We start from the raw sequence: 23,359 nt of genomic DNA on the forward strand, positions 1-23,359 counted from the left end.
GGTGATCAGGTCGTCGGGATGCAGTGGCAGTTCGACCTGTGCGCGGGTGCCCTCGGGAATGGTTGCCTCGACATGGATGTCGTTGTCGATGCGCCAGCTCACCGTGACGGTGCCGTGCACGGTCTCATGGGTGAGCGCGGCGTGGGTGAGGCCGCCACCGGGCCGGGGGGCGATGCGCATCCTCCGGTAGCCGGGTTCGACCGGTTCCAGTCCGCCGACCACGTGATGTAGCCAGTCGGCGACCGCACCGTAGGCGTAGTGATTGAGCGAGGTCATTCCGGATGGATTGAGACTGCCGTCGGGCCTGATGGCATCCCAGCGTTCCCAGATCGTGGTCGCGCCCATGGTCACGGGATACAAAAACGAGGGACATCCGGTTTCCATCAGCAGCAGGTAGGCCTCCTCCAGCCGTCCGGTCTTGGTCAGCGCCGGCAGTACGTGGGGGGTTCCGGCGAATCCGGTCGAAATGCGGTAACCGCTACGTGCGACCGCGGTTGCCAGCCGTTCCCCCGCCATCGGCACCTGCTCCGGTTCCAGAATGTCGAACATGATGGCCAGGGCATAGGCGGTGGCGGTGTCGTCGACGACGCGGCCAGAACCGGTGACGTACTCGTGCCGGAATGCGGCGCGTACGCGCTGCGCCAGGGCATCGAAATGCTGTGCGTCCTCTGTCATTTCGAGGACGCGTGCGGTTTCGGCGAGTTCCGAGGTCACCTTGCAGAAGTACGCCTGCGCCACCAGGTGACGGTCGGTCTTCGCCTCCGAGGGGCGCTCGGCCGGTGCGTCGGGATCGAGCCAGTCTCCGTACTGGAATCCGGTGTTCCACAAGCCGTTTTCGTCCAGAAGCGCCTCGACTTGGCGGACGAAGGCAGTCATCGACGGGTAGCTGCGGCGCAGGATCGCCTCGTCGCCGTACTCGCGATACAGCGCCCACGGCAAGCTCACCGCCACATCGCCCCACAGCGCCGTCGGCGGGGATGGCGAGGTCAGGACATCGGGCACGACGAAGGGGACGAATCCCTTCTCGGCCTGCTCCGCGGCCAGATCCTCGAGCCACGACCCGAGCACCGCGCGGACGTCGTAGAGGAACGCTGCGACCGGCCCGAAGGCATTGATGTCGCCGGTCCAGCCGAGCCGTTCGTCTCGCTGCGGGCAGTCGGTCGGCACCCCGACGAAGTTGCCACGCATCGAGTGAACGACGTTGACGTACAACTGGTTCAGCCGCGCATCGGAGGTCTCCAGCCATCCGGTGCGGCGCATATCGCTGTGCACGATGACAGCACGCACCTGCTCGGTCGCCACTGTCCCCGGCCAGCCGGTGATCTCGGCGTAGCGGAACCCGTGAAAGGTGAAACGCGGCTCCCAGGTTTCGATACCGTCGCCGGCCAGGATGTAGCGATCGGTCGCGGCCGCGGTCCGCAGAGTCGAGGTGTCGAGCTCATCGTCGGTCAATAGTTCGGCATGCCGCAGTGTTATCTCGGTGCCCGCCTGCCCGGATACCGTGATCCGCACCCGGCCGGTGAGGATCTGGCCGAAGTCGATGATGACCCGGCCGTCCGGACGGGTCATCAGCTCCTTTGGGGCCACCTCTTCGACACGCCTGATCGGCGAATCCGTGGTCGGGACGAGAGAGCTACGGTCCCAATCGAATTCGGCGACCGGTGACCAGGCCGACGCATCGAATCCCGGCTCCGACCAGCCGTGCGGATGCAGCCGGGCATCATAGGTTTCCCCGTCGTAGAGGCTGTTTGCCAGGACCGCGCCGGCGGCGGCGGTGAATTCCGGTCCTGATGTGATCACCTCGCGGCGGTCGCCGTAATCGAGGTCCAGCTGCAGCCACAACGCCGGGCGTTGCGCGTAGTGGTGGCTGTTGCCCTCGTAGCCGATCCGGCCCAGCGCCCAGCCGTCGCCGACGATCGCACCGACCACGTTCGCACCCGGGCGAAGTAGTTCGGTCACCTCGATGCTGCTGACCTGCAAGCGGTGGCGGTAGGACGTCCACCCGGGGGCTAGCACCTCGTCCCCCACCCGGGCCCCGTTGAGGTGCGGCTCGACCAGGCCGATCGCGGTCACGTGCAGGGCAGCGCGCCGCGGCACCTCGTCCAGGCTGAACTCGCGCCGGAAATACGGTGCCGGACCGCCGGCTTCGAGGTCGAAGGACGGCGTAATGAACGCAGCGCTCCAGTCCCGGGACACCGCGTCGGCGTCGGCGTCCGGTATTGCGGAATGGGTTGTCACGGAATACTCCTCGTCGAGTCAGCGAGCGGAACGAATGCGCATGATCACCAGGCCGCCCAGCGTGGTGCAGGCGGCGGCCACCAGATAGAGCAGGGAATAGTTCTTCTGGCCCGCGGCCATCCCGGCGGTGAGGATCGCCGGAGCCACCAGTGGTGCGACGGCCTGCGGCACCGACGTCGCAAAGCCCAGAATGCCCAGGTATCGCCCGGCTTCCCTCGATCGGTCGGGCAGCACGTCCAGTGCCAGTGCCTGATCCACCGTGGAGAACAGCCCCAGCCCTACCGAAGTGATCAGGGATCCGACGATCAATGCCGGCAATCCCGGCGCCAGCGCCATCACGACCGCACCGGAGGCGAATATCAGGCCCGAGATCAGGACGAATACCCGGCGGCGCCGCAACCGGTCGGACAGGAAACCACCGCCGAGCGCACCGGCGGCGGTCGCCACCACCCCGAATGCCGACACCACGCCCAGTGCACCGGCAACCTCGCCGACGCCGACGCCGAGGCGATCGGCGAAATAGAACGCCAGGAACGTGGAATTGAACGTCAGCCCGAAATAGAAGCCGAATCTGCCGATCCAGTTGCGGCTGAAGTCCGGGTAGCGCCGCGGATCGATGACGTATTTCGCCGCCAAAGCGCGAACCGTCAGCGGCTCGACCGCCGGCAGGTCGCGACTGTCCTCCGGGACACGTGCCACGAAGCCTCCCACCAGGACCGCGCCGACGACCCCGGGAACCACGAACAACGCCACCGTGTCGGCGCGCAGCAGACCTGCCGCCACCACTCCGATGACCGGGGCAATCAGGGCTGCCGATCCAGCGAGGCCGGCGACCCGGCCCCGCTGCTGCTCGGGGACGCGGTCAGCCTGCGAATTGAGTAGCCCGGCAAGAGCATTGCCCCAGCCGAGCTGGGCCAGCACCCAGCCGGCCGCCAGCACACCCAGGTTCGTAGCCATCGCCGTCACCAGCAGGGCCAGCAGACCTACACACATGCCCGCCAGGATGAACGGCCGCCGGCGCCCGAAGCGGCCGCGCATGCGGTCGCTCAGCGAACCCAGCAGCGGACCGATTAGCATCGGCACCAATGCGCCCAGCCCGGTGATGTAGCCGAGATATTCCTGATGCCCCGGCGCCAGCTGATCGATCTTGATCGACAGCGAGATAGCGACCGGGGTGATGAAGGCCAGGAAAACGCCGAACTGGGCGCCGACCAGCAGCGCGATATACGAGCCGTCCACCGGAGGAAGGACGGCAGAAGGGCGGAATTCGGTCCGCGTCTGCTGGATGGATTCTGGATTCACGTATCCGTTCCTGTTGAGGCAAGACAGCGCGACCATCGCAACTATCTCGTGCTAGTTCGTGATGCTATGCGGTAACGCGTGGACAACGCAAGACTCGCCCCGCGCTCGAGGGGCTTCACCTCGGCTCGCATTCACGCTCGGGCATCTTGTCGACTTTCGACCGCGATGTTATCGTCGTCACGCTAATGAAACGTTTCAGATAACCACGTGGAAAGTACCACCCGATGAGTCATCGCCGACCGCTCGGACTCCTTGCCGCCTTCTCCATGCTCGGCTTGAGCGCCGCCGTCGCCCCAGCGACAGCCGACGCCGCCACTCCGCACTGGGGAACCTATGTCGCCCTGGGCGACTCCTACGCCGCGGGACCCGGCCTGCCCGAGATGGAATTCGCGCCGTGTGAACGATCGCGGCACAACTACGCACACAACTTGGCGGAGGCACTGCACGTCGACCGGCTGATCGATGCCACCTGCGGCGGCGCGGTCACCGACGACTTTTCGCGTTCGCAAAAGCCCGGCGCACCACCGCAATTCGAAGCGATCACCCCGGACACCGAGCTGGTCACCGTAACCATCGGAGGCAACGATGCCGGTTTCTCCGAGGTGCTGGGGACATGTGGGGCGCTGAGCCTGGCCCCCATCGTGGCCGACCCGTGCCACGCGTACTACACCCAGACCGGCACCGATGCCCTCACAGACCGACTCGAGACCGACGTCGCGCCGAAAGTACGGGCGGTTTTCGACGGCATCCGGGCCCGCGCACCCCACGCCACCATCGTTGCCACCGGCTATCCTCGCTTGACTCCGACCGCCGGCAGCTGTTTTCCCGCGCTGCCGTTCGCTCCGGGCGACTACGCATGGATCAACCAGGTTCAGGACCGTCTCAACGCGGCGATCGCCGAGCAGGCACGAGCAGCGGGAATCGAATACGCCGATCTCCTCGACGCCTCGGCCGGCCACGACGCCTGCCGCGATGCACAGGTGCGCTGGGTCGAACCGACGCTGAACAGCAGCTCCGCCCCCGCACATCCCAACCATGCCGGCATGTCCGCCATTGCCCAGGTAGTGGCGAACCGTATTGCGCAGGGGTTCGGGCAATGACTCGCGCGCCCTGCCACGCCGTGCCCCGGGTCAGGCCGGGCCGGGCCGGTCGACAGCCGGGTGGCCACGCCCTGCCGGGGGCCGATACGGTGATCTCGGTGGTGGTCGAAGCCACGGTCGGCGCGACCCGTGACAACCAGTTGCGCTCGGCGGCGGGTGTGCTGCGGGCATACGGATACCAGCTGATCACCCAACTGTGGTCGAGAACCTCCGAGTTCGGGCCGCCGCCCCGTCCGGCCGGCGTGCGCGCCTACACACTGGGCAACTTCAGCGACCTGCAGCGCGCGCAGTTGGTCGCCAGGGGGATGCAGATGCTCGACGAGGGCAGCACAGACCGGCTGGAACCAGCGGCCGCCGAAACGGCGCGGCTGCAAGTCCAGCACCTCTACCAGCGCCGACATCGGCGGCTCGGGTTCGTTGCACCGGGGACCGCCGACGAGGCGGCAGTGGCCGAACGATTGGTCGAAATAGACAAGGCGGCCGCCGAACTCGGAATCGGTCCTGTCGAGGTCCAGGTGCTGAACCCAGCCAATCGACGCGCCGCGACCGTGCGCGACTGGTGGGAGCTCGGTGTCACCGCTGTCATCGCGTTCGATGACGACACCGCCGCCACTGTCGCAGGTGCCGCATTGCGCGCCGGATTGTCGATTCCGGCGGACCTCGCGGTGATAGGCCACGGGGACTCCACCACTGCGGAGGTGTTCCATCCGTCGCTGACGAGCATACGAATCGATGATCACCGGATGGGCGAGCATCTGGCGGCGGTGATCCTGTCCCGGTTGCAGGGCCGCCCGCTGCCGCCACCGCCCCGCGCGATCGCCACGGTGGCCGCCCGCGAATCCACCATGATCGCCCGCGCCTGAACGGTCACCCGCAGCCGGTTCAGCCGCCTGTCGAACGGCGGACCACCAGCTCGGGCACGAAAACCACATGCTGATGGCGATGGTCTCCTTGTGCACCCGCCTCCTCCAGCAGCAACCGTGCCGCGGCCCGCCCGAGTTCCGCGCGCGGCTGGCGCACCGACGACAGCGGTACCGCGGCGGCTGCCGCGAAATCGATGTCGTCGTAGCCGATCACCGCCATTTCCGCCGGGACCGGCACACCACGTGCGGTCAGCGCCTGCAGAGCACCCAGTGCCAGCAGATCGTTGGCGCACAGCAAGGCCGTGGGCCGCGGATCGGCGTCCAGAATTGTCTCGGTCGCAGCGCGTCCGGCCTCGACGGTCAATGCCGCGGTCGCCACCACGTCCAGCCGGCACCCGGCCTCCTCGGACGCCTCCCGCGCGCCTCGAAGACGATCGGCCACCTGCTCGACAGTCAGCGGTCCGCCGACGAAGGCCAGGTGCCGATGACCCGACTCGATGAGATGGCGAGCCGCCAGCTCACCCCCCAGCACATCGTCGACCGATACCGAGCACCGGTCGTGGCGACGGCTGCCGCGGTCCACCAGCACCGCCGGAATACCCTGTGCGGCCAACGTTTTCAACGCCGCCTCACCGTCACCGTCCACAGGCGTGATGAGCACCCCGCGCATGCGCTGTTGCGCGATCTGCTCGAGGTGGCGCTGTTCGCGCTGCTGATCGTCGCCGCTATTGCACAGCACCAACATCGCGCCGGCACGCTCGGCCTCGGATTCGGCGCCGCGTGCCACATCGGTGAAGAACGGATTGGCCATGTCCAGGACGACCATCGCCAGGGTGCGGCTGCTCCCCTCCCGCAGTTGCCGAGCCGAATCGTTACGGACGTATCCGGTTTCGGCGATCGCCGCCTCCACCCGCCGCCGGGTCGCCGGCGACACCTGCTCCGGACGGTTGAGCACATTGCTGACCGTGCCCAGCGAGACACCCGCGCGCTGGGCGACCTCCCGGATACTCACTACCACTGCCGGTCCCTTTCCCCTGTTCATGCCGAGCGTACTGCCCTCCCGTTCCCACGGTCCGCGTCGACACCTTGACGGCAATCACCGGCGAATCGTAGTCTCGAACATTATGAAACGTTTCAAAAATGCGGTAGTCCCATGGCTGTGACATCGGATGCCGTTCGCGCCGCTCTCCGGGAGTTGCGAATCGAGTTACCGTCGTGGGCCTTCGGTAATTCCGGGACGCGGTTCAAGGTTTTCGCTCAAGCGGGCGTTCCCCGTGACCCGTTCGAGAAGATCGCCGACGCGGCGCAGGTGCACCGCTACACCGGCGCCGCGCCGGAAGTGTCGCTGCACATCCCGTGGGATGCCACCGACGACTACCGGCAGCTGGGGGCTTTCGCCGTCGACCACGGTGTCTCGATCGGCGTCATCAACTCCAACACCTTCCAGGACGACGACTACCGGCTCGGCAGCGTCTGCCACCCCGACCCGCGCGTGCGCCGCAAGGCGATCGACCACCTGCTGGCGTGTGTCGACGTCATGGATGCGACCGGCTCCCGGGATCTGAAGTTGTGGTTCGCCGACGGCCTGAACTATCCCGGCCAGGACGATCTGCGCGCCCGGCAGGATCGGCTCGCCGAGGCCCTGTCCGAGGTCTACGACCGCTTGGGCCCGGAGCAGCGAATGCTGTTGGAGTACAAGCTGTTCGAACCGGCCTTCTACGCCACCGACGTGCCCGATTGGGGTACTGCGCTGTTGCACTGCCTGCGATTGGGCGAGCGGGCCGCAGTGGTGGTCGATACCGGGCACCACGCCCCGCACACGAATATCGAGTTCATCGTGGCGTTGCTGTTGCGCGAGGGCCGACTCGGCGCGTTCGATCTGAACTCCCGCTTCTATGCCGACGACGACTTGATGGCGGGTGCGGCCGATCCGTTCCAGTTGTTCCGGATCATGAACGAGATCGTCGCGGCCGGCGCCATCGGCGGCGAGGTCCGATTCATGCTCGACCAGTGCCACAACATCGAGCCCAAGATCGCGGCCGTGATCCGGTCGGTGATGAACGTGCAGGAAGCTACCGCCAAAGCGTTGCTCGTCGATCGAGCGGCCCTGCACACCGCCCAGCAGGAAGGTGATGTGCTCGGCGCGCGGGCGGTCCTGATGGACGCCTACGACACCGACGTGCGCCCGCTACTGGCCGAGTCGCGAACGGAGATGGGGCTGGATCCCGATCCGATCGCCGCATTCGCCCGATCAGGCTACGCCGAATCCGTGATCGCACAACGCGTCGGCGGCGCGGCCGCCGGCTGGGGAGCATGACATGACCGACACACCCGTGCGCGATCTGATCGACCGCAGCAACCGGCTCGGCAGCGATCCGCGCAACACCAACTACGCCGGCGGTAATGCCTCCGCCAAGGGTCACGCCGACGATCCCGTCACCGGCGCCCCGGTGCCGCTGATGTGGGTGAAGGGATCCGGCGGCGATCTCGGCACCCTCACCGAATCCGGACTGGCGGTGCTGCGGGTGGATCGGCTGCGGGCACTCGCCGACAGCTTTCCCGGCGTCGAGCGCGAAGACGAGATGGTCGCGGCGCTGGACTACTGCCTGCACGGACGCGGCGGAGCCACCCCGAGTATCGACACCGCCATGCACGGGCTGGTCGATGCCCCGCACGTCGACCATTTGCATCCGGATTCCGGTATCGCGCTGGCCACCGCCGCGGACGGCGAGGCGCTGACTCGCACCTGCTTCGGTGACCGGGTCGTCTGGGTGCCCTGGCGACGCCCCGGCTTCCAGCTCGGACTCGACATCGCCGCCATCCGACGCGACAACCCACAGGCCATCGGCTGCATCCTCGGCGGCCACGGGATCACCGCCTGGGGCGACACCTCCGCCGAATGCGAGCGCCACTCGCTCGAAATCATCCGCACGGCAGCGGAATTCATCGACAAGCAGGGCCGTCCGGAACCGTTCGGCGCCGTCCTCGCCGCATACGCACCGCTGCCCGAGCAGCAGCGTCACACCCGTGCCGCGGCGCTCGCACCAGTGATCCGCGGCCTCGCGAGCACCGACGCCCCGCAGATCGGCCACTTCGACGACGACGAACTGGTCCTCGACTTCCTCTCCCGGGCCGAGCACTCCCGGCTCGCCGCACTGGGGACCTCCTGCCCGGATCACTTCCTGCGCACCAAGGTCCGGCCGCTGGTGCTCGACACCGCCGCCGACGCGCCGCTGCCGGAGGTCATCGCGCGGTTGCGCACACTGCACGCCGAATACCGCACCGAATACACCGCCTACTACGAACGCCACGCCACCGCGGACTCCCCGCCGATGCGCGGCGCCGATCCCGCCATCGTGCTGGTACCGGGCGTGGGAATGTTCAGCTTCGGCCGCAACAAGCAGACCGCACGGGTCGCGGGCGAGTTCTATCGCAACGCCATCAACGTGATGCGCGGCGCGGAAGCGATATCCCGGTACGCGCCGATCGACGAGGCGGAGAAGTTCCGTATCGAATACTGGGCACTCGAGGAGGCCAAGCTGGCACGAATGCCGAAGCCGGCGCCACTGGCCACTCGGATCGCGCTGGTCACCGGCGGCGGCTCGGGAATCGGACGCGCGGTGGCGCATCGGCTCGCCGCCGAAGGCGCGTGCGTCGCGGTCGCCGACCGTGACGGCGACGCCGCGGCACGGGTGGCAGCAGAACTCGGCGTTTCCGATATCGCCGTTCCGGTGACGGTCGATGTCACCGACCCGCAGGCCGTCGGCTCGGCGATCGCGGCAACGGTGCTCGCCTTCGGCGGCATCGACCTCGTGGTCAACAACGCCGGGCTGTCGATTTCCAAGCCACTGCTCGAGACGACCGAATCCGATTGGGACATCCAGCATTCGGTGATGGCTCGTGGTTCGTTTCTGGTGTCGCGGGAGGCCGCGCGGGCGATGATCGATCAGAACCTCGGCGGTGACATCGTCTACATCGTCAGCAAGAACGGTGTCTTCGCCGGGCCGAACAATCTCGCCTACGGCGCCGCCAAGGCCGATCAGGCTCATCAGGTGCGGCTGCTCGCCGCAGAACTCGGCGAGCACGGAATCCGGGTGAACGGCGTCAATCCCGATGGCGTCGTGCGCGGATCGGGAATCTTCGCCGGCGGCTGGGGCGCGCAGCGCGCCGCGGTCTACGGCGTCGAGGAGCAGGATCTGGGCGCCTTCTACGCCCAGCGCACCCTGCTCAAGCGCGAAGTGCTCCCCGACCACGTGGCCGCAGCCGTCTTCGCGCTCACCGGCGGCGAACTCGCGCACACCACCGGACTACACATCCCCGTCGACAGCGGCGTCGCCGCGGCCTTTCTGCGATGAACCGTATCGACCCGCCCCAGCAGCCTCTCACCGGAGTGCACCGCCATGACCGATAACGCCTTCGCCGCCGTCGACCTCGGCGCCACCAGTGGGCGAGTCGTGCGAGGTGTCGTCGAACCCGACCGCATCGAGGTCCGCGAAGTGCACCGCTTCGCCAACACCCCGGTCCAGCTGCCGGACGGATTGCATTGGAACATCGGTGGATTGTTCGCCGAGCTCTGTACCGGTCTGGCCGCGGCCGGGCCGGTGCGCTCGGCGGGCATCGATTCGTGGGCGGTCGATTACGGTCTGCTCGATGCAGACGGCGCGCTGCTCGGATTGCCCTACCACTACCGCGACCGGCGCACCGCGCTCCTCGCCCCGCCCGCGATCGGAGCATCAGAGCTATTCCGCCGCAACGGGATTGCTGATTTGCCGTTCAACACCATCCATCAGCTACGGGCCGAACCCGAGCATCGGCTGGCCGCGGCTCGGCGGCTGCTACTGATTCCCGATCTGCTCGGCTACTGGCTGACCGGGCGAATGGGCACCGAACGCACCAACGCCTCGACTACCGGTCTCTACCACGTGTCCGAGCGCGACTGGGATCGGACACTGATCTCCCGGCTCGATCTTCCGCACCACCTCTTCGCGCCCATCAGCTCGGCCGGTACCGCCATCGGCCGACTCCGAGAGCCGATCCGCAGCGTTGCCGGCGGCCACGACCTCACCGTCGTCCGCGTCGCCTCCCACGACACGGCAAGCGCGGTCGCGGCCGTGCCGGCCACCGGCCCCGGCTTCGCCTACATCTCCTGCGGCACATGGTCGTTGGTGGGAGTGGAACGGCCCACACCGTTGCTGTCCGCCGCGGCTCGCGACACCGGGTTCACCAATGAATCCGGTGTCTGCGGCATCCGCTATCTGCGCAATGTGATGGGCCTGTGGCTGCTCGAGGAATGCCTGCGGGAGTGGCCCGGACTCGATATCGCCACCCTTGTCACGCGAGCGGCCGAATTGCCCGGCCTCACCAGCGTCATCGACGTCGATGATCCCGATTTCGCGACACCGGCCGGCGCCGGAGAAGCATCCATGACCGCCCGGATCGCCGCCCGCTGCGACGGTCCCGCCCCGGCCTCGCCCGCCGAGTTCGCGCGCTGCATCTTCGACAGCCTCGCTCTGGGCCACGCGCGAGCGGTCACCGATGCCGTGCGCACGAGCGGCCGCCGGGTGGAGATCATCCATCTGGTCGGCGGCGGAGCTCGCAACGAACTGCTGTGCCGACTCACCGCCGAGGCGTGCGGGCTGCCCGTCGCGGCCGGCCCCGTCGAGGCCACCGCGCTGGGCAATCTGCTCGCTCAAGCCATGGCCGCCAACATCATCGGCGACTGGTCGCAGGCTCGCGCACTGGTCGCGGCCACCCATCCACCGCGACGGTACGAACCGACCGGCGATTCCGCGTGGCGCCGAGCCGCCGACCGAGTGACGGCACTGGCGGAGAAACGAGCCGCATGAAGATCGCTTTGTTCGTCACCTGTCTCGTCGACGCGGTATTCCCGCAGGTCGGCCGGGCCACCGTCACGCTACTCGAACGACTCGGCCACCAGGTCGTCGTGCCCGAACGGCAGACATGCTGCGGTCAGATGCATATCAACACCGGATACCCAGACGCTGCAACGGCTTTGGTGCGTAACCACACCGCGGCATTCGAGCGATTCGACGCCATCGTCGCACCGTCGGCCTCGTGCGTCGGCTCGGTCCGGCATCAGCACGCGATGGTGGCCCGCCGCGCCGGCGACGACCGACTGGCGACCCGGGCGACGGAGATCGGGTCCCGCACCTGGGAGCTGTCGCAGTTCGTCACCGATGTGCTCGGACTCGACGACGTCGGCGCGCACTATCCGCATCGGGTCACCTATCACCCGACCTGCCACTCACTGCGCATGCTGCGAGTCGACGACCGTCCACTTCGCTTGCTACGCAACGTTTCCGGCATCGATCTCGTCGAACTACCCGCGGCCGAGGAATGCTGCGGATTCGGAGGAACCTTCGCGATGAAGAACCCCGACGTCTCCACCGCCATGCTCACCGACAAAATGCGCCACGTCCTCGGCACCGGAGCCCACACCTGCACCGCGGCCGATTCGTCCTGCCTGATGCATATCGGCGGCGGACTGTCCCGGCTGCGCACCGGCACCCGGACGGTACATCTGGCCGAGATACTGGCGGCCACGGCATGAACGACGTATTCCTCGGTGTGCCCACGCCGCCGGGCCGTTCGCCGCTGCACGCGCCGATACCGTTCCCCGAAGCAGCCCGCACCGCCGTCGCCGACGCCCAGATGCGGCGGAATCTGGGCGCGGCGACCGCGACCATCCGCGCCAAGCGGGGCCGCGTGGTCGACGAACTGCCGGATTGGGAGCAATTGCGCACGTCCGCGCGCGACATCAAGCGCTACACCATGGCCCATCTCGCGGATTTGCTCGAGCAATTCGAACAACAGGTGATCGCCCGCGGCGGTGTCGTGCACTGGGCGGCCGACGCCACCGAGGCCAACCGCATCATCGGCGATCTGGTCGCCGCGACCGGCGCGACCGAGGTCGTGAAGGTCAAGTCGATGCTCACCCAGGAGATCGGCCTCAACGACGCGCTCGCGGCCCGGCAGATCACCGCCCACGAGACCGATCTCGCCGAACTCATCGTGCAACTCGCCGACGATCGGCCCTCGCACATCGTGGTACCGGCAATTCACCGCAACCGCAGCGAAATTCGCGAGATCTTCGCCGCGGCGATGCCCGGATTCGACCCCGCAGCCGGCGACGACCCCCGCGCGCTCGCCGCCGCCGCGCGCACCTACCTGCGACAGAAAATGCTGACCGCCGAGGTCGCCATCTCCGGCGCCAACTTCGCCGTCGCCGAGACCGGCACCCTGGCCGTGGTCGAATCCGAGGGCAACGGCCGCATGTGCCTGACCCTGCCGAACACCTTGATCACCATCGTGGGAATCGAGAAACTGGTGCCCACCGCACAGGATCTGGAGGTGTTCCTGCAGCTACTGCCGCGGTCGGCCACCGGCGAGCGGATGAACCCCTACACCTCGCTGTGGACCGGGGTCCATCCCGGCGACGGCCCGCAGAACGTCCATGTCGTGCTGGTGGACAACGGCCGCGTGCGCACCCTCGCCGACGAGCACGGCCGCGAGGTGCTGCACTGCATCCGCTGCGCGGCCTGCCTCAACGTGTGCCCGGTCTACGAACGCACCGGCGGCCACGCCTACGGATCCGTCTATCCCGGTCCTATCGGAGCGGTATTGAGTCCGCAACTGACCGGGGTCGCCGACAATCCGTCACTGCCGTTCGCCTCCACCCTGTGCGGCGCCTGCTACGACGTGTGCCCCGTCGCCATCGACATCCCCTCGGTGCTGGTGCATCTGCGCGCCGAAGTCACTGCCACACAACGTGTTCCGAACGGCCAATCCGCGGCGATGGCGACCGCGGCGTGGGTGATGCGTTCACCACGGCGGTTCGCCGTCGCCACCCGGAGCATGCGGATCGCGCGGCTGCTCGGGCGACGCCGCGGCAGTATCGGTCCGTTACCTCCCCCGCTGTCGGCATGGACCGGTGCCCGCGATCTGCCCCGACCACCGCGGCAGACCTTCCGAGACTGGTGGGGGCGCCGATGAGCACACGCGAGAATATGCTGCGCCGCATACGTGCGGCCACCGCCGACGCCCCGGATGTGGCGATCGAACGCCACTATCACCGCCACGGCAACACCGACACCGGCGCACTCGTCGCATTACTCACCGAGCGGCTGCGCGATTACAGCGCCGACGTACACACCGCCACCGACGACGCCGTGGCCGCCTTGCTGCGCACACTGACCGACGGCGTGTCCTGCGTCGTCCCCGCCGGCTTCCCGGTCCCGTGGACACCCCCGGGAGCCGTGGTCGACGATCCCCCGCTTCCCACCGAGGCCCTCGACGCGATTCCGGCGGTCCTCACTCTGTGTTCCGCCGCCTGCGCACAGACCGGCACCATCGCCCTCGACGGTGGGCCCGGGCACGGTCGCCGAGCGCTGACCCTGGTGCCGGACCACCACATCTGCCTGGTCCGCGTCGAAGATGTCGTCGACGGCGTCCCGGAGCTGCTCGCCCGATTGTCACCGGGCCGCCCGGCCACGCTGATCAGCGGACCGTCCGCGACCAGCGATATCGAACTGCGCCGTGTCTCAGGCGTGCACGGGCCGCGTTCACTGACGGTCGTACTCCTCGACAACCACGGCACGACACTCGAACCGAAGCAGAGGTGACATCGATGTCCACTCGGCGATCAACGAAGGCGCAACGGCCGACATCCCGGGCCGGCGAACACTGCGAGCAGCACACCAGGGACGAGGTGGATTGGTCTCCGATCATCGCCTATCTGCAGACCTGCGCGGCGAGCTGGTCGCCCGAGGCGGGGCCGACACCGGACGAACGAGCGCGGCTCGCTGCGCTGGTGACGCGGACGGTCGCACGCGAGAAGGGGGCCGCCGATCCCTTGATGCTGCCCGCCGACACTCTGGCACAGGTGCTGACTCGTACCGTCGACGTGGTGTCGCGCACGCGCGCCGCCCCTACCGTCCCGGCTTTCGACGACCGCGCTCGGCTGGCGGCGGCGCTGCTCACCGGACAGCCGGCCGCCGCTCTGGCGCGCGCCAGCGGAACCACAATCGCCACCTCGTACTTCGTTGTGGCACTGTCCATTCCGAAGCCCGACTCGACACACAACGGATCGGCCGAACGCAACCTGATGCGGATGCACGATCTGCTCGCCGAGCCGGCGCGAGCCGACACACTGGCCCAACTGTCGATCACCGGCGGAACGGTGCTGCTGCCGGAGACCACCGCGGGAATCCGCACCGTCGAGGCGCTGCGCAGCGACTTGTCCGAGGCGACCGGGCTACTGCTGACGGGTGCCGTCGTGACCGCAGCGCCCGCCCAGGTGCCGACCGCGATGCGCGACGCCCATCAGCTGCTGGATATGGCCCTCGCACTGGGCCGTACAGGTCGTATCCACTGCTTCGACGATCTGGCCCTCGAGTACCAGCTGTGCAAGCCCGGCCCCGGCCGCGAACAACTGCTGGCGATCATCGAGCCGCTGCGGCCCTACCCCGTCTTCATGGAAACCCTGAGCCGCTACGCCTGCGACGGTCTCAACCGGCGCAAACTCGCCCGCACAATGCGAGTACACGCCAATACCGTCGATTATCGCCTGGACCGCGTCGCCCAGATCACCGGCCACGATCCGCGCACGCCTGCCGGACTGTCGTACCTGCGCTCCGCGCTACTGATCGACGCAGTGCAGAACAGCCTCGACACCCGCCACAGCGATACAACCGGCGAATCTCGATAGTTCCCACGTCAGCTGTAGCGCGGCAAACAACGATCTCGCCTCCCGAACTCATCAGAGAGACAGAAATGGCCCTCCACCTCACCGACCTTCGGGTCAACTCGCTCACCGAACCCATCGGGGTGCACACGCCCAGACCGGAATTCTCCTGGAAGATATCGACATCGGAACCGGGCATCCTGCAGTCCGCGTGCGCGCTTCAGGTATGCCGCGACGGCGGCCGTTTCGAGGGGGCGGACCTGCTCTGGGACTCAGGACGCATCCCATCCGACCGCCCCTTCGGAATCCTCTACCAGGGACATCGGCTCCAGTCCCGGAAGCGATATCTGTGGCGCGTCAAAATGTGGGACAACACCGACACGGCAAGCACATGGAGCGAGCCCGCAACATTCGAGACCGGCATCCTGGACCCCGAGCTATGGACGGCCCAATGGGTCACCGGTCCGCCGCCTTCCCCACATGCCGAGGACACACCTCTCTATTTTCGTGGGCAGTTGGATGTGACGGCCGAGGTCGTTCGTGCCCGCGCATACGTCAGTGCGCTCGGCTGGTATCGCTTATTCGTCAACTCGACCGACGTGACCGGCAACGCCCTCGTCCCACGATGGACCCCGCTCGACGAGATCGTCGAATACCAGACTTACGACGTCACCGACCTGCTCCGCAACGGGCGCAATGCGCTCGGTGTCGTCGTAGCCGATGGGCGGTACCGAGGGCGCAGCGGCGCTTTCGCACGTCGCGCGATTTACGGAGACCAGCTGGCCGCGTTCGTTCAACTTCACCTCGAGCTTGCGGACGGCAACACCGAAATCGTCACCACCGACCACACCTGGCGCGCTGGAACAGGCCGCATTCTCCATTCCGACCCTATGTACGGCGAAAGTGCCGACCTGAGAATTTCGGAATCGGAGTGGCTCGACCCGGCGGCTCCCCTGCCCGGATTCACCCCCGTCCGGACCATCACCAGCAAACGCCAGCTTGTCGGCGAGGCGGTAGCCCGAGTTCAGGAAACCCGGCTACTGGAGCCAGCGGCGATCACCCGTACACCTTCGGGCAAACAGCTCGTCGACTTCGGCCAGAATTTCGCCGGCGTCACCCGCATTCACCTGCCCGGACGAGCCGGGCTTCAGCTGCAGCTCACCCACGCCGAATTGACCACATCCGACGGCGAACTCGACACATTGTCCTTTGTCACGAGCAAGAAGAGGCCGTGGTACCAGCGCGACAAGGTGGTAACGGGCCCGTCCGCAACCTGGTATCAGCCCTGGTTCACCATTCACGGATTTCGCTATGTCGAGATCGACGGACTCGATGAAGACCTGCGCCCAGAGGATGTGCGAGGAGTGGTTCTCTCGACCGATCTCACGAGTGCCGGAACCTTCGAATGCAGCGACAGTCGATTAGAGCAACTGCACCGCAATGTGGAGTGGTCATTGCGTTCCAACTTCGTCGATACAGCCACCGATTGCCCTACTCGAGAACGGTCGGGGTGGACAGGGGATCTCCAGATCTTCGCGCCCACCGCCACCATGTTTGCCGACGTTCAGGCCTACATTCGCCGCTATCTTGCCAATCTGGCAGTCGAACAGCTACCGAGTGGTGGAGTACCACCGTACGTTCCTTCCGAACAATCCGCGCACCAGATGGGTAAGCTCAACCCCTTCACCAGATTCGCCGCAACCCGGGTGCTGGAGGCCCTGGCCGGATCCGCGGGGTGGGGCGACGCGGCCGTACTACTTCCGTGGACACTGTTCCGCTACTACGGGGACACCGAGATTCTCCGGCAGCAGTGGTCGAGTATGACGCGATGGGTGGACCGTGGTGCACGGGTGGCGGCAACCAAGTCCCGTACGCTGCGTCGTCTCCGGAAACCTGCCGGCTCGCTCGAAAAGTACGTGCTCGATACAGGATTCCATTGGGGCGAATGGATCCGGCCAGGCGAAACCGTTCTCGACAAAGCTCGAGACGCCATGACGCATCGTCCAGTGGTTGCGACTGCCTATCTCGCATACTCCAGCCGGATATTGAGCGAGATCGCCGCAATTCTCGGCTACGACACGGATGCGCGGCGTTATGGCGAACTGGCCGAACACGTCACCGCGGCGTACCGCGCCGCGTTCGTCCGCGACGGTGGCCGGCGCATCGGTCGAGATCGCCAAGACGACTACGTTCGTTCCATCGCCTTCGAACTCCTCAGCTCCGCGGAACGCACCCGCGCAATGAATCGACTTGCAGAACTGGTCGAAGCTGCCGACTACCACCTGGATACCGGATTCCTCAGCACCCCAATGCTTCTCCCTACATTGGCCGACAACGGAAGGGCCGATCTGGCATTCCGGTTGCTACTGCAGACCACCAGCCCGGCCTGGCTCTACCAGGTCGAGCGGGGAGCCACAACAATCTGGGAAAGCTGGGAAGGCTACGACGCCGACGGAAACGGCCTCGCGTCTCACAACCACTACGCCTTCGGGTCCGTCGCCGCGTGGTTGTACGAGGGATTGGCCGGAATCAGCCCGGCCGAGCCGGGCTATCGCGTCATCCGCATCGCTCCCCGCATAGGCGGTGGGCTGACTCGTGTCGCCGCGTCCATCCATACACCTTTCGGCCGTGCCGCGAGCGAGTGGAGGATCGACGAGGATCGGTCGGTACACCTGCGAGTTGAAATTCCGCCGGGCACAGAGGCGCTGGTCACATGGGACTCCGCTGGAACCGAGCGCCGGGTAGGTTCCGGAACGCACGAAATATGTTGGCAGTGAATACCTCCCGCAAGACCAGCACAGCGCCCCCGCGCGGCGGTATCGATACGCAATCACACCCACCCACGACAAGACGATCGGAACAACATGCCGAGCGAAGCCTTCAATGCGGTAGCCGATTGGCTCCGGCAGAACCTCCGATCGAGCGAATCGGATCTCGTCGCCGAACGCGAGGCCATGGCCCAGTACGCTGCGGCGTATCGCCCCCTCTTCGGTGTTGCCGACGAACCGGCACCTGTCGGACAACCGGGCTCATATGTGATGACCCCTACAGCCTGCCGAGACGACGTCGTGGTCCTGCACATTCACGGCGGCGGCTTTCGTAGTGGAAACGCAGGTCTGTTACGCCTTGTCAGTGCCCAACTGGCAGCAGACACCCGCGCTCGGATCGTCCTTCCCGAGTATCGGCTAGCGCCGGAAAACCCTTTTCCAGCCGCTATCGACGATTGCATGGAGATGTTCGACTACGCCGCCACCCTCGCTCCTCGCATCGTGGTTGCCGGCCACTCCGCCGGGGCGAATCTTGCCCTGGCCGTGTTGTTGCGGACAGTGGGTGACGAGCGTGCTGCGGGCGGGGTGCTGTTCTCCGGCGTTTACGACCTTCGTCCGGAACGCTTCGAGCGCGGCAGCTGGGTCGAACGAGCGTCCTCGGAACTTGTCCTCACCCACGAGGGCGGCTTGTCGATGCACCACGACTATCTCGCGGGTCGATCGGCAACTGATCCGCTGGTCTCGCCCTTATTGGCCGATTTGACCGGACTACCGCCGCTGTTCTTGCAGGCAGCAGGGAAGGAACGACTCCTCGACGATTCGCTTATGCTCGCCACCGCCGCAGCGCAGGCGGGAGTCCATGTGGAGCTGGAAATCTGGCCCGATATGTTTCACGACTGGACAGCAGCCGCCACTATGCCGGAGGCCACCGAAGCACTGTCCCGCGCAGCGTCTTTCATCGACCGGGTGGCCAGCGGACGAATCGGCAAGCCAGCCCTCTCCGACGGCGTCACTCTGCAGCATCGCCCGCCACGGTAGGTTTTTTTGAACCGTAAGGGCCGTCGCCGTCAGGGAGGGGTCGTCCCCGTACCCCCTCCGCGAGCAATTCATGGGCCAAGTCGTGCCCCTTCAGAGCACGGCTGGTCCGCCGCCGCACCCTCCATCCCTGCGCTGTGCGCTCGAACCGCCAATGATGGGCCGTCGCCCGCGCCACCTCGAAGGTATCGGCCCGGTGCAAGATCATCAGTGAATAACTCGCGCCCGTCGCCACGTCGCCCTCGACGGTCACGTGCACCGGCCCTTGGAAGTGGGCGCAGCCTCCGGCGATGAACCCCTGGTGGGTCGCCGAACCCACCATCGCCGAAATATCTTCGCGACCGGCCATATACAGCCCGTCGACGTCGTATATGCCGTCATCGGTCCACAGGGCCGCGACGTCTTCCGCCGCACCGTCGTCGACCAGCGGGCCGTACCTCGCGACGAGTCGGTGTATCTCGCGTTCGTCCTCCAGTAGCCGCAGACGCGATTCCATCGCCGCCAGACGTTCGTCCATGATCTACTCCTCCACTTCGGCCAGTTTCGCCAGCGCCGACAGCTGTTCGCAGTAGTGGTCCACCGACTCGGCGGCGATCGATACGCTGATCGTCGTCGCGCCGGCCGATACGGTGGCGTCGAGTCGTTCAGCGGTGGTGACAGGATCGCCGATCGGATCGACGACCCCGGCTGACAGCACCACGTCGAATCCCTCTGGCGCTTCGACGTTTTCGAGCATCTCTCGGATACGGCCCAGAGGCAGGCCGAACGGCACCCACCCGTCGCCGAGCGCGGCCGCCCGCCGCAGCGACCGCATCGAGCGCCCACCGACCCACAGCGGCACAGTCGCCTGCAACGCGTGCGGTTCGACGAGCACGTCACCGAACGAGTAATGCGGTCCCTGATACCAAGGCAGCGGTACCGACAACGCACTGCGCAATGCCCGGAGAGCATCGTCGGCGCGCGCTCCCCTGCCAGCGAATGCGGCTCCGAGAAGGTCGAATTCGGCCTCCAGGGAGCCGACGCCGACTCCGAGTGTCATACGGCCCCCGGTGACCGCGTCGAGTGTGCCGTAGCGTTTGGCGATCTCGAGCGGATGGTGGTAGCCGAGTACCAGCACCTGAGTGACGAACCGGATCCGCTCGGTGCGTGCGGCCAGATACCCGAAGGTCGCCAGCGGATCCCAGTAGGTGCCGCCACGCTGCGCTGCTACGTCCACCGGCACCGCGACATGCTCGCTACAGGTGAGATGAGCGAAGCCGAGCGCATCCGCATGTTCGGCCACCCGCGCCAATTCGGCGATGCCCGCAGTGACTTCCCACTCCGAGTGCGCGCCCGGCACCCGAGTCACCACGGGACTGACGATTCCGATGCGCATCAGTCGGCCCTGGTCTCCACTGTCGCCGGCTCCCGTTTCGGCAGTAACCGGAGCATCTACCAGTCCTGCCAAGGCACGATCGTGTGCACCGGCGCGCTGAACATCAGCTCTTCGGCCTCCGGGCACGGGGCCCCACGGCCCGACTCATCCCACTGCTGCTCCTTATCGGCGATCTCACGGCAGACGATGTCGGGATCGCCGTCCAGATACAGCAAACGGATGCGCAACGAACCAGGCGAATACTCCCGGCGAGACTCGGCCAGCGGCAGCGTGGGATGTTTCTGCACGGTGTGCAAGGCGAAGGTCCACGCTCCCGCCACCCCGGAGCACTCCAGCAGATCCGGAATCCGCACCCGATCCTGCCACCGGAACTGCTCATGCGACTGCACACTGTGCGGATCGGCCAGGTGACTGACGGTGATGTGCAGCCCGCGGTTCGGCCGGAACGGCAGCGCGTCCGCCGACACCAATACGCGCGGCGCGACATAACCTTTCACCGGCGTGAAGAACGCGAGCAGCGTACGGCGGACACCCGGAATGATCGGGCCTCGCCCCCACTGGAAGGAGTCCTCCCCCAACTTGGTCCACTCGGCGACACTCTCCTCGTAGGGCGGCCGGAACCAGTACATGGCCACGTAGTCGGTGCCCGCCAATTCCGCGGCCGCCCCAGTGGCTCCGCTACGGCAAGCCCAGCGATCACCCCACGCCACCCCCGGAAGCAACAGATTCTCCGGACGATGGTCCAGCTGATGCCATTCGTTGTATTCCCGATGCCGATCAGAATCAGCCAATTCGATGAACGAGAAAAAGGCCCGCTCCGAGAACAACTTCACCTCCTGATGCGAACGACGACCTGGCGACTGCCACGACACCGCCACGCTAGGAGCCGCCAGGGATCGTGCGGGTCCAGGATTCCGTTCATCGGGAAGGAAACGCAGTCTTGTCCCCGGCGGTGAGCGCTTTCAGAACCACACCTCGGGTGGCTCCGTTTCGCATTACAGTCGTGTCGTCGGTTCAGGGAACTCGCCCTGCGCCAGTGCCCAGATGACATCCGAACATCATCGCCAGCGGCATGTGCCACCTCGCACCGGCGGCCCGACTCGCGCAGCAAATACTCGGTTCGCCGGCGATCTCGGCACGCGCGGCCCGACGACGCGGCCTCGGCCATTTCCAGAAGTCGCGCGACGCCAGCGATCACATGTGCGCATATGCCTATGCGGCCGCATTCCAATCCGTTCCGTCCCGACGCCTTTCCCGCGGTGTGTCGGGTTCCTCAGTGCGTCGCCACACCGAAATGCGCTGCACCCCAGGCACTTCCTTCCCTCAGCACTTCCATCCACCGCAGGCCGTCGGCCACATCGCCTTCACAGCGCGGTTACCGGTGGCGGACTCGCCGTCGCAGCCGATGTTGGGGAACGCTCACGACCCTGCTACCCCTGCGGTCGCCGCGAGCATGCGTCAACTATCTCGTGCTAGTGTTCCGCGGCAGATCGAAGGACCGTGCCCGCTCGAAGGAATGGGATCATGAACGACGAAACCGCCCATGGACCGTCGAAACACCGGCTCGTCGTGCTGACCGATATCAAACGCGGGTTGGAAAACGATGACATTCAGTCGATGGCGCGGCTGCTCCTGTATGCGAATGTCATCGATATCGAGGGGCTCATCGCCGTGAGCTCCTGTTGGCACCGTCGCGGCGGCAGAGCTCGTGACGCCGCAATCATTCACAGCCTGATAGATGCGTACAGTTCGGTCAAGCACAACCTCGACGCCCACGCGACCGGGTACCCCGACCCGGCTCTGCTGCACTCCCGCACGTTTGTGGGGGTTCCCGCTTACGGCAACGCTCCCGGTGATGGTTTCGCGGAACAGCGATTCAGCCAGAACCCTGGAGTTCAGGCAATCTTGCAGATACTTGAAGACCCCGACCCACGGCCCGTGTGGTTCGCCTTGTGGGCAGGCGCCAATACACTGGCACAAGCTCTTTGGATCGCCGAGCAAACTTACACAGACCGCGCATTCGAGCGACTTCTCGGGCGCCTACGGATATATGCCATCTCCGATCAGGACGCGGCGGGACACTGGCTACGCGATGTCTACGGGGAGCGCCTCTTCTACATCGTTTCGCCGTCCCCCGCTTCCGGTGGGCGCTTCTACCGGCACGCTACATGGCCGGGCATTTCTGCTGACAGGTTCTCCCACGGGAGCGAAGACGGGATTCGCGGAGGCGGGTTCACCGGCGCCGATCGTCGGCTCGTGAGTCGACGATGGTTGCACCGCCACATTCGCCGCGGCAGCTACGGACACAGATACCCCCTGCACCGCTTCATCATGGAAGGAGACACCCCATCCTTCCTCTCCCTCATTCCCAACGGTTTGAACGACCCGAACCGGCCCGATTGGGGCGGCTGGGGAGGCCGCTACCGACGCTACATACCAGATTCCGCTTACGCCGGCCGGGACGAGACGTATCCGATCTGGACCAACGCGGCGGACACTGTTCTCGGATCCGATGGCAACAAGCACCACAGCCCGCAGGCCACGATTTGGCGGTGGCGCAGCGAGTTTCAACACGATTTCGCCGGCCGTATCGCGTGGACACTTACCGACAACTTCGCCGACGCCAACCATCCGCCTATAGCTCGCCTCGCCCACCACGACAACTTCACCGTCGTCAGCGGAGAGAAGATCGAACTCGACGCATCCCCATCCTCGGACCCCGACGGCGATCAACTCGAATTCCGATGGTTCTTCTATGCCGAAGCAGGAGACTGCCCACAACCCCCGCACCTCACCGGCGCCGACACTCCGACGGCCAGTTTCACCGCTCCCACAACCGATGTCGCATGCGAATTGCACGTCATCCTGCGTGTAACCGACACGGGGACTCCCCCCATGTCGGCATACCGGCGCGTGCGAGTGCGCGTAGAACCACTGCCGAAATAGTCGAGCTCCGCACCCTCTCTGAGCCCGCC

General features: G+C 66.4%; 18 protein-coding genes. 12 read left to right on the forward strand and 6 right to left on the reverse strand.

Going from position 1 to position 23,359, the window contains the following annotated elements:
• Together ON23_RS13290 and ON23_RS13295 are read right to left on the reverse strand one after the other, a co-directional pair.
• A partial coding sequence (locus ON23_RS13290; RefSeq protein WP_223273956.1) for an alpha-L-rhamnosidase occupies positions 1-2,238 on the reverse strand: 2,238 nt, incomplete at its 3' end.
• An 18-nt stretch (positions 2,239-2,256) separates the two neighbouring features.
• Positions 2,257-3,540, reverse strand: a complete 1,284-nt coding sequence (locus ON23_RS13295; RefSeq protein WP_210743227.1) for an MFS transporter — start codon at positions 3,538-3,540, stop codon at positions 2,257-2,259.
• Between the two features lie 266 nt (positions 3,541-3,806).
• Between ON23_RS13295 and ON23_RS13300 the strand changes: the two genes are divergently transcribed.
• On the forward strand, positions 3,807-4,640 hold the full coding sequence (locus ON23_RS13300) for an SGNH/GDSL hydrolase family protein (protein ID WP_051042632.1): 834 nt from the start codon (positions 3,807-3,809) through the stop codon (positions 4,638-4,640).
• A gap of 98 nt (positions 4,641-4,738) precedes the next feature.
• Entirely contained in the window at positions 4,739-5,503 is a 765-nt protein-coding gene (locus ON23_RS35910) for a substrate-binding domain-containing protein (RefSeq protein ID WP_157170220.1), read from the forward strand.
• 19 nt (positions 5,504-5,522) lie between these two features.
• On the opposite strand, the gene ON23_RS13310 is transcribed toward ON23_RS35910, so the two are convergent.
• The gene (locus ON23_RS13310) at positions 5,523-6,521 is read right to left on the reverse strand and encodes a LacI family DNA-binding transcriptional regulator (RefSeq protein ID WP_218001097.1); all 999 of its coding nucleotides are present in this window, start codon (positions 6,519-6,521) and stop codon (positions 5,523-5,525) included.
• Positions 6,522-6,656: 135 nt separating this feature from the next.
• Between ON23_RS13310 and rhaI the strand changes: the two genes are divergently transcribed.
• From rhaI to ON23_RS36850, 9 genes are all read left to right on the forward strand, one after another.
• Positions 6,657-7,820, forward strand: coding sequence for an L-rhamnose isomerase (gene rhaI / locus ON23_RS13315; protein ID WP_039778474.1), 1,164 nt, complete (start codon positions 6,657-6,659; stop codon positions 7,818-7,820).
• Between the two features lies 1 nt (position 7,821).
• Positions 7,822-9,858, forward strand: coding sequence for a bifunctional rhamnulose-1-phosphate aldolase/short-chain dehydrogenase (locus ON23_RS13320; RefSeq protein ID WP_039778475.1), 2,037 nt, complete (start codon positions 7,822-7,824; stop codon positions 9,856-9,858).
• 45 nt (positions 9,859-9,903) lie between these two features.
• Positions 9,904-11,349 carry a rhamnulokinase gene (locus ON23_RS13325; RefSeq protein WP_039778476.1) on the forward strand — a complete coding sequence of 482 codons (1,446 nt, stop codon included), beginning with the start codon at positions 9,904-9,906 and terminating at the stop codon, positions 11,347-11,349.
• A complete protein-coding gene (locus tag ON23_RS13330) occupies positions 11,346-12,074 on the forward strand; it encodes a (Fe-S)-binding protein (protein ID WP_039778477.1) in 729 nt (242 codons plus the stop codon). Before ON23_RS13325 ends, ON23_RS13330 begins: the two co-directional genes overlap by 4 nt.
• Positions 12,071-13,516, forward strand: coding sequence for a lactate utilization protein B (locus ON23_RS13335; protein ID WP_039778478.1), 1,446 nt, complete (start codon positions 12,071-12,073; stop codon positions 13,514-13,516). Before ON23_RS13330 ends, ON23_RS13335 begins: the two co-directional genes overlap by 4 nt.
• Positions 13,513-14,145, forward strand: a complete 633-nt coding sequence (locus ON23_RS13340) for a LutC/YkgG family protein (RefSeq protein WP_039778484.1) — start codon at positions 13,513-13,515, stop codon at positions 14,143-14,145. Before ON23_RS13335 ends, ON23_RS13340 begins: the two co-directional genes overlap by 4 nt.
• A 5-nt stretch (positions 14,146-14,150) precedes the next feature.
• The gene (locus ON23_RS13345; RefSeq protein ID WP_083903915.1) at positions 14,151-15,230 is read left to right on the forward strand and encodes a PucR family transcriptional regulator; all 1,080 of its coding nucleotides are present in this window, start codon (positions 14,151-14,153) and stop codon (positions 15,228-15,230) included.
• Between the two features lie 65 nt (positions 15,231-15,295).
• Positions 15,296-17,983: an alpha-L-rhamnosidase gene (locus ON23_RS13350; RefSeq protein ID WP_051042638.1), complete on the forward strand. Its 2,688-nt coding sequence runs from the start codon at positions 15,296-15,298 to the stop codon at positions 17,981-17,983.
• Between the two features lie 87 nt (positions 17,984-18,070).
• Positions 18,071-19,012, forward strand: a complete 942-nt coding sequence (locus ON23_RS36850) for an alpha/beta hydrolase (protein ID WP_083903917.1) — start codon at positions 18,071-18,073, stop codon at positions 19,010-19,012.
• Here the strand turns inward: ON23_RS36850 and ON23_RS13360 are convergent.
• Genes ON23_RS13360 through ON23_RS13370 form a run of 3 tightly spaced genes read right to left on the reverse strand, consistent with a single transcriptional unit; the run spans position 18,984 to position 21,217 of the window.
• Complete coding sequence (locus tag ON23_RS13360) at positions 18,984-19,526, reverse strand: nuclear transport factor 2 family protein (RefSeq protein ID WP_051042643.1); 543 nt, start codon at positions 19,524-19,526, stop codon at positions 18,984-18,986. The two genes, ON23_RS36850 and ON23_RS13360, sit on opposite strands and share 29 nt — an antisense overlap.
• 3 nt (positions 19,527-19,529) lie before the next feature.
• Positions 19,530-20,384, reverse strand: a complete 855-nt coding sequence (locus ON23_RS13365) for a TIGR03619 family F420-dependent LLM class oxidoreductase (RefSeq protein ID WP_039778479.1) — start codon at positions 20,382-20,384, stop codon at positions 19,530-19,532.
• A gap of 56 nt (positions 20,385-20,440) precedes the next feature.
• Positions 20,441-21,217 carry a hypothetical protein gene (locus ON23_RS13370; RefSeq protein ID WP_223273955.1) on the reverse strand — a complete coding sequence of 259 codons (777 nt, stop codon included), beginning with the start codon at positions 21,215-21,217 and terminating at the stop codon, positions 20,441-20,443.
• A 691-nt stretch (positions 21,218-21,908) separates the two neighbouring features.
• On the opposite strand from ON23_RS13370, the gene ON23_RS13375 reads away from it, so the two are divergent.
• Complete coding sequence (locus ON23_RS13375; RefSeq protein ID WP_039778480.1) at positions 21,909-23,330, forward strand: DUF1593 domain-containing protein; 1,422 nt, start codon at positions 21,909-21,911, stop codon at positions 23,328-23,330.
• The last annotated feature ends 29 nt before the right edge of the window (positions 23,331-23,359 follow it).

This window comes from Nocardia cerradoensis NBRC 101014 (genome assembly GCF_000308535.1).
GTDB classification, from domain to species: domain Bacteria; phylum Actinomycetota; class Actinomycetes; order Mycobacteriales; family Mycobacteriaceae; genus Nocardia; species Nocardia cerradoensis.

What these genes read in the sequence shown, in the direction of transcription:
- ON23_RS13300 (WP_051042632.1), top strand. Translation starts at nt 3,807, where the DNA reads ATGCTCGGCTTGAGCGCCGCCGTCGCCCCAGCGACAGCCGACGCCGCC.
- rhaI (WP_039778474.1), top strand. Translation starts at nt 6,657, where the DNA reads ATGGCTGTGACATCGGATGCCGTTCGCGCCGCTCTCCGGGAGTTGCGA.
- ON23_RS13320 (WP_039778475.1), top strand. Translation starts at nt 7,822, where the DNA reads ATGACCGACACACCCGTGCGCGATCTGATCGACCGCAGCAACCGGCTC.
- ON23_RS13325 (WP_039778476.1), top strand. Translation starts at nt 9,904, where the DNA reads ATGACCGATAACGCCTTCGCCGCCGTCGACCTCGGCGCCACCAGTGGG.
- ON23_RS13330 (WP_039778477.1), top strand. Translation starts at nt 11,346, where the DNA reads ATGAAGATCGCTTTGTTCGTCACCTGTCTCGTCGACGCGGTATTCCCG.
- ON23_RS13335 (WP_039778478.1), top strand. Translation starts at nt 12,071, where the DNA reads ATGAACGACGTATTCCTCGGTGTGCCCACGCCGCCGGGCCGTTCGCCG.
- ON23_RS13340 (WP_039778484.1), top strand. Translation starts at nt 13,513, where the DNA reads ATGAGCACACGCGAGAATATGCTGCGCCGCATACGTGCGGCCACCGCC.
- ON23_RS13345 (WP_083903915.1), top strand. Translation starts at nt 14,151, where the DNA reads ATGTCCACTCGGCGATCAACGAAGGCGCAACGGCCGACATCCCGGGCC.
- ON23_RS13350 (WP_051042638.1), top strand. Translation starts at nt 15,296, where the DNA reads ATGGCCCTCCACCTCACCGACCTTCGGGTCAACTCGCTCACCGAACCC.
- ON23_RS36850 (WP_083903917.1), top strand. Translation starts at nt 18,071, where the DNA reads ATGCCGAGCGAAGCCTTCAATGCGGTAGCCGATTGGCTCCGGCAGAAC.
- ON23_RS13360 (WP_051042643.1), bottom strand. Translation starts at nt 19,526, where the DNA reads ATGGACGAACGTCTGGCGGCGATGGAATCGCGTCTGCGGCTACTGGAG.
- ON23_RS13365 (WP_039778479.1), bottom strand. Translation starts at nt 20,384, where the DNA reads ATGCGCATCGGAATCGTCAGTCCCGTGGTGACTCGGGTGCCGGGCGCG.
- ON23_RS13375 (WP_039778480.1), top strand. Translation starts at nt 21,909, where the DNA reads ATGAACGACGAAACCGCCCATGGACCGTCGAAACACCGGCTCGTCGTG.